A 6,252-nucleotide genomic window follows, 5' to 3' on the forward strand; every position below is an offset into this window, starting at 1 on the left:
CCCAGCAGGTCACGACAAACTTCTACTTCATTCCTGCTGTGCACCATGCTCGGGTGAAGTGATGGAAACCCTGATTGAATCAGGCATCAACTTTTCGATCTTTTTTTATAACCCCAATATTCATCCTGTCAAAGAATATGAAATTCGTAAAGAAGAAAATATTCGCTTTGCCGAAAAACATAACATTCCTTTTATCGACTGTGATTACGATACAGACAATTGGTTTGCACGCGCCAAAGGTATGGAAAATGAACCTGAAAAAGGCATTCGTTGTACTATGTGTTTTGACATGCGTTTTCAACGTACAGCTTTATATGCAGCTGAAAATGGCTTCAGTCTAATAAGTAGTTCGCTTGGTATTTCCCGTTGGAAAGATATGAAGCAAATCAACGACTGTGGTCATCGTTCAGCTTCACATTATGAAGGGATAACTTATTGGGATTACAACTGGCGTAAGAATGGTGGTGCTGTGCGTATGCTCGAAATCAGCAAAAAAGAGGAGTTTTACCAACAGGAATATTGTGGTTGCGTCTATTCCTTACGTGATACTAATCGTTGGCGTATGAGCCAAGGGCGTGATCGCATCAAAATAGGTGTGAAATTCTATTCAAATGCTCTGGATGATCTAGACTGATTACTTCAGTATTTAGCTATAATCTATATAAATAATTAAGCTTATGGCTAAATTTCAAAATCGTTGACCAGATTTTATAGTTCTTAACATATGAATGGTATTGTAAGTTTTTAACCACTCACGTTTAATCACGTCGAAACCTTGTAAACGCCAAAATTGCTCCGCTGCAGGTAAAAAGGGATGTGTATGCAAATACAAGGTTTCTATGCCGTGTTGCTCGGCATGTGTAAATAACAACTGACACAGTTGCGTAGCAATGCCTTGACGACGATATTCAGGCAGTACAAAAAGTTTAACCACCTCAACAGCACCTTCAGCAATATCCAAATCAAAACGTCCGTCATAAGCTCGATAAGCAATCGTTGCAATAATTTTGGCTTGATTTTTGACCACGATAAAACAGCCTAAAGGACTGTCCACATAGTACTGCGCAAACTGGGTAATATCTTTGGGAATACGCGCGCCATACAGTTCCGGAAATAAAAGCTGGCGTGACTCTAAAGCAAATTGAATGACAGATTGATCGGCGGATTGCAGTGTTTCAAACGTTAAATTCATTTTTACAACCAAGAATGATCAGGGATAACAATGGTCTTGTCTTGAATCATGGCTTCATGAAACTCGACATCGTAAACACTTTTTAAAAATTTCGGATCTGTGAGACGCGCTTTTGAATCAGGGCGAATCACTTCATGTTCACGCATAAAGAACAAATGATCGGCAAATAAAAATGCCAAATTCGGGTCATGCATAATGGCGATCACAGTAAAATTCTGCCGTGACAATTGACGCAGTTTTTTCATCAAATAAGATTGATAATAGACATCCAAATGATTGGTCGGCTCATCTAATAAAATCACTTTCGGTGCTTGCACTAAAATACGGGCAATCATCACCAATTGACGTTCCCCGCCTGATAGCTCCGTATAAGGACGCTCTTTTAAATGCTCGATATCGAGATCAACTAAAGCCTGATCGACCATGTCCCAATCTTGTTTAGATGGACGAAATCGACTAAATGCAGCCCGACCTGTAATCACCACATCTTTAACTAAAAATGGGAAAACCGTTTTATGGAACTGCGGTAAAAATCCAAGTAGCGCGGCCCTTTCTTTACCTTTTATGTTTTCTAAAGCTCGACCTGCATAAAGTACTTGCCCATCTGTGGTCTGTTCTAAACCTGCCATCAGTTTAAATAGGGTCGATTTGCCACAACCATTGCGACCTAAAATCACCGAGAACTGATGGGCTGGAAATTCAAGCTGAATATTTTTTAACACGTGTTTATGCCCATAGGCATAGTTCAACTGTTCAATATAAATCATGCCCAAGCCGTCCTTTGTGTTTTGATTAATAATAAGAAAAATGGCGCACCGAGGAGCATGGTGAAAATGCCGATTGGAATTTCAAAGCTCAGTAAAACTCGTGAAAAATTATCAATCAGCAGTAAAAAACTACCGCCTAGAATCATGTTGGCAGGAATACTGTAGCGGTGGTCAGGGCCGACCAGCATGCGCACAATATGCGGCATAAATAGTCCGTATAGACTGATAATGCCTGCGGCAGCCACTGAAGTGGAGGTGCATAGCGTCACCAATACAATCAGTATGAGTTGCTCCCACTTCGGATTCACCCCCACAGCTTGTGCTTCATCAGCTCCCAATGCCATCAGATTCAAGCGCCAACGCATGGCGTATAAGCCCATTAAAGCCACCGTAATCGGCACAACCGCATATTGGACTTTCTGCCACGATGCCTGATGTAAATTCCCCATGGTCCACTGCACGATCGCTTGTAATTTAAAAGGATCACTTAAATATTGAATAATGGTCAGTCCTGCTAAAAACAGACCTGAAATAATCATGCCGGATAAAATCACCATCACCAATGAAGTTTGGCTTTCATGCTTTTGCTGGGCAAACACATAGGTTAATGCCACTGCACATACGCCAAAAATAAACGCCGATAAATTGGGCGATAACCAACTCAAAGATAATGCTAGGGCGGCACCAAAGGCGGCACCTGATGAAATCCCCAGCACATAGGAATCCACTAAGGGATTGCGGAACAAAGCTTGCAAGCCATTGCCGGCTGTTGCCAAAGCAGCCCCGACCATAAAGGTCAATAAGATGCGTGGTAGGCGAATATTGAAGACAATATTTTGCATCAAGCTAAATTGTTGCGCATCAAAATACGCTGTACCCAACATCCACTGGATAAACCACAGTGCATAATCCCCTGCGCTTAATGTTTGACTCGGTCCTAGTAACAGCGACATAAAAATCAGCAGAATCGGCAATGGATAAAACCAGGTGTATTTCAATTTTGCCTTATTCATGACATCAACCCCTTGGCAATTTTCTGACCATAGAGTTTCTCTAAAATTTTGAGTTGCAAGGCTTCAACTGCTAAGCCTGAGGTGTCAGGGTAAATGTGATGATGCAGATAAATCGCAGTCACAATAATTTTGATTGTATGTGGGTTATAGATAAATGCAGGGCTGAGATTAAACACTTTCTGTTGTTGTACTGCTTTTAGACCTTGCAATTCTTTACGCTGATAAATCAGGTTTGGGTCGGTATTCCACAGCACAATATTGTCAGGATTCCACTCAATCAACGTTTCTGGATTAACATTCGGTTGATTGGTCTCTGTCTTAACGATGTTGTAAGCCCCAGCCAATTCAATAAAATCATTGGTAATCGATTTGCGTCCTGAGGTTGAATAAATTCGCCCACCTGACCATGCGTAATACACTGATTGCTTATATTTTTGCTTTGAGGTTTTGAGTGCCACTTCAGCCAGAAGCACATCTGAAAAATCCAGAATTTCTTTAGCCCGTTGCTCAGCACCTGTAAGCTGTGCAATTTCATACAGCTCTTCTTTCACCTGATCGTAAGTGCCTGATTCCATCACATAGACTGCAATACCAAATTGTCGAAGCAATTGAATGGTTTGTGTTTGCCCACTACCTAAAATCACCAAATCTGGCTTTAATAGCATTAAGCTTTCAATGTTGGTGGCATTTGAGCCTTGTGAAGGTGTAGCGAGTTGCTTATTGGCAATACGTGGATCCATTTTGGAATAAGCATTAAATAACAAGGTCTGTAAATAGACCTCAGCAGGAATCCCCACGACCTTTGCACCCTGCCCCAACATATATAGCCCGTCTAAACCTGATTCAAACAAGGACACAATACGCTGTGCTGGCTGAGCTAGGCAGACTTCGGTCTCTGAGCTATCAACCACACAGTGCGATGTTGGGCTTTGTATTTTTGCTGATATCGGTTGCTCTGTTGCCGTACAACCCAACAGTACACAGCTCAGTAAAATGACAATAAATCTTTGCATTAATATTGCCACTGTACCGATAACGCTGCTTTGATCGGCTCACCGGGTTGAATCCATACATGGCTATAACTGGATAGATAATATTCCTCGTTTAACAGATTATGAATATTCAGTTGATAGCGTAAATTTGGATTTGCTTGGTAATAAGCCCCAAGGTTCAATACGGTATAGGCAGGTAAGCTGAAACCATTAGCCGTATTGGTTGGGCTGTCCCCACTGCGTTGCCCGACATAATGGAGATTGAAATTTAGACCTGCCGCTTGTTGCACATTTTGCCAAAGGTCATAACTTGCCATGACATGTGCGCTATGTTTGGGTACGTTGCTCAGTGCTGAGCCTGTTGGAAGTACATCATCTTTGCTGACTTTGGCATCCATATAGGCGTAGCCTGCTGACACCATCATCTGGTCATTGATACGATGGTTGAAGTCAATTTCGAGCCCTTTGCTTTTCACTTCACCAACCGCAGCTTCATAGTTTGGATCAATGGCATCCGTCATCAGGACATTTTTTTTGCTCATATCAAACAAGGCGATGCTAAGCATACTGTGATCTTGCCATTGGTATTTCGCGCCGATTTCATAGCTTTTCGCTGTTTCAGGTGCAAACGTCTCCCCTGTACGACCCATGCCATTATTCATGGAAAATGCTTCACCATAATTGCTATATACAGACAGTGCTGGTGTAGGACGGTAATTAAGGCCTATGCGTGGGCTAAACTTTTGTGCTGTACTCTGATCCTTGAACTGCGTGCGATGGTTGATGAAGCGCTGTTCGACACGATCGAATCGACCACCGAATAAAATATTCCATTGATCATTAAAAAAGACCTGATCTTGTACATTCACAGCCATGTACTGCTGACGTTCATCCGAATCGGTATGTAAAGGCAGTTCAGGGCTAAATTGCCCATAAATAGGAGCGTAAATGTTGATCCAATTGGGCTGAGCAGCCGAGTGATTGAGACGCAATTGACGTTGCATAAAATCTAAACGCCCTGTTTCTACACCGAGTACAAATTCATGCTGAACATGACCGAGTTGCAGTTGGCCAAGTACTTCAGCTTGGAGCAAAATATCATCGGTCTGATAATCACGATGACGACGCTGACGCTCTAGCGTTTCTAAGTCTGCTTGTAATTTGCGTGGTTCTGTCGAATAGCCCACCATCTGGGCGTCTTTATAACTGATCGCAGCATTCATCTGCCATGCGTCATTGAACTGATGCTTTAATCGAACTTGATAGAGATTGTCTTTGACGCGCATATCATCATCAGAAGGCTCACCGGTAAAGGTCTTTGGATCCATCAATAACTGGTTATTTACAGCCGTGATACCACGGTCAAATGTGCCTAAATGCTGGGTAAATTCAGTATCTAAATGCACTTGGGTATTTTCAGATAATTTCCATGAGAATTGCGGTGCGACAAATAAACGTTGGCTACTGACATGATCACGGAACGACTGATTATCCTCAACTGCAACTGCCATTCGATACGCCAACGCATCACTGATTGGTGCGGTCTGTTCTAGACTCAAACGATATTCATCTTGTGTTGTCCCACGAAGATTGAGCGCTGTTTCAGACGTCCATTTCGGTTTTTTCGTGGTGACATTCAATGCCCCACCCACCTCGCCACGCCCATACAGTGATGCACTCGGACCCTTTAAAAAATCCAGTGATTCAATATTCACCATATCTTTAGGTGCAGAAATGCCACGATTGACACTCAGCCCATTACGAATGGCATCCACACCCATATTGGGATTGCCTTGAAATCCCCGGAATGAATAATTATCCCAAAAGCCCCCACCATAATTATTTTGATGCAGTACCCCACTCACGATGCTAAGGGCTTGATCCATGCGCTGAATATCTTGCTGCTGGATGATGTCTTGCGACAGATGACTTTTACTAAACGGGAGATCGAATAGATCATGCTGAAATTTGGTAAGCGCTTGAGCGTGCTGTGCAGATTCTGAGGCTAAAGCTGTGCTGACATAAATCGTATCTAGGGTTTTGACCTGATCTGTTGCAAACACCCCTTGATTGATGCCAGTTAAACCTATTAATAAAGTTACACGAGATCTCAAAAAAACTATCCTCATTTATACGCACAATATTGATGCGTTTACAAATATTGAATTCAAATTGGTGCACTATTCATTAAATTTATGCACTAAAACTAAGCAAATGTTGTTCTGGCATCGCTGGATTAGTTTTGTGTACATTCTTGTATACAAGATATGAATTAGAGGCAAAAAAAA

At 42.1% G+C, this 6,252-nt stretch carries 6 protein-coding genes; 1 reads left to right on the forward strand and 5 read right to left on the reverse strand.

From position 1 onward, the window contains the following. The coding region (locus CL42_RS15250) for an epoxyqueuosine reductase QueH (protein WP_035270524.1) at positions 1 to 634 on the forward strand (634 nt) is incomplete at its 5' end. A gap of 54 nt (positions 635 to 688) precedes the next feature. On the opposite strand, the gene CL42_RS15255 is transcribed toward CL42_RS15250, so the two are convergent. Genes CL42_RS15255 through CL42_RS15275 form a run of 5 tightly spaced genes read right to left on the reverse strand, consistent with a single transcriptional unit; the run spans position 689 to position 6,078 of the window. Further along, the gene (locus CL42_RS15255; protein ID WP_035270527.1) at positions 689 to 1,192 is read right to left on the reverse strand and encodes a GNAT family N-acetyltransferase; all 504 of its coding nucleotides are present in this window, start codon (positions 1,190 to 1,192) and stop codon (positions 689 to 691) included. Positions 1,193 to 1,194: 2 nt separating this feature from the next. After that, positions 1,195 to 1,959 carry an ABC transporter ATP-binding protein gene (locus tag CL42_RS15260; RefSeq protein WP_035270530.1) on the reverse strand — a complete coding sequence of 255 codons (765 nt, stop codon included), beginning with the start codon at positions 1,957 to 1,959 and terminating at the stop codon, positions 1,195 to 1,197. Further along, positions 1,956 to 2,972 (reverse strand): FecCD family ABC transporter permease, encoded by a 1,017-nt coding sequence (locus CL42_RS15265; protein WP_035270534.1) that lies wholly within the window; start codon positions 2,970 to 2,972, stop codon positions 1,956 to 1,958. Before CL42_RS15265 ends, CL42_RS15260 begins: the two co-directional genes overlap by 4 nt. Next, positions 2,969 to 3,985, reverse strand: a complete 1,017-nt coding sequence (locus CL42_RS15270) for an ABC transporter substrate-binding protein (RefSeq protein ID WP_035270536.1) — start codon at positions 3,983 to 3,985, stop codon at positions 2,969 to 2,971. Before CL42_RS15270 ends, CL42_RS15265 begins: the two co-directional genes overlap by 4 nt. Next, entirely contained in the window at positions 3,985 to 6,078 is a 2,094-nt protein-coding gene (locus CL42_RS15275; protein WP_035270539.1) for a TonB-dependent receptor, read from the reverse strand. Before CL42_RS15275 ends, CL42_RS15270 begins: the two co-directional genes overlap by 1 nt. Positions 6,079 to 6,252 lie beyond the last annotated feature (174 nt).

This window comes from Acinetobacter sp. Ver3, assembly GCF_000632455.1.
Lineage (GTDB): Bacteria > Pseudomonadota > Gammaproteobacteria > Pseudomonadales > Moraxellaceae > Acinetobacter.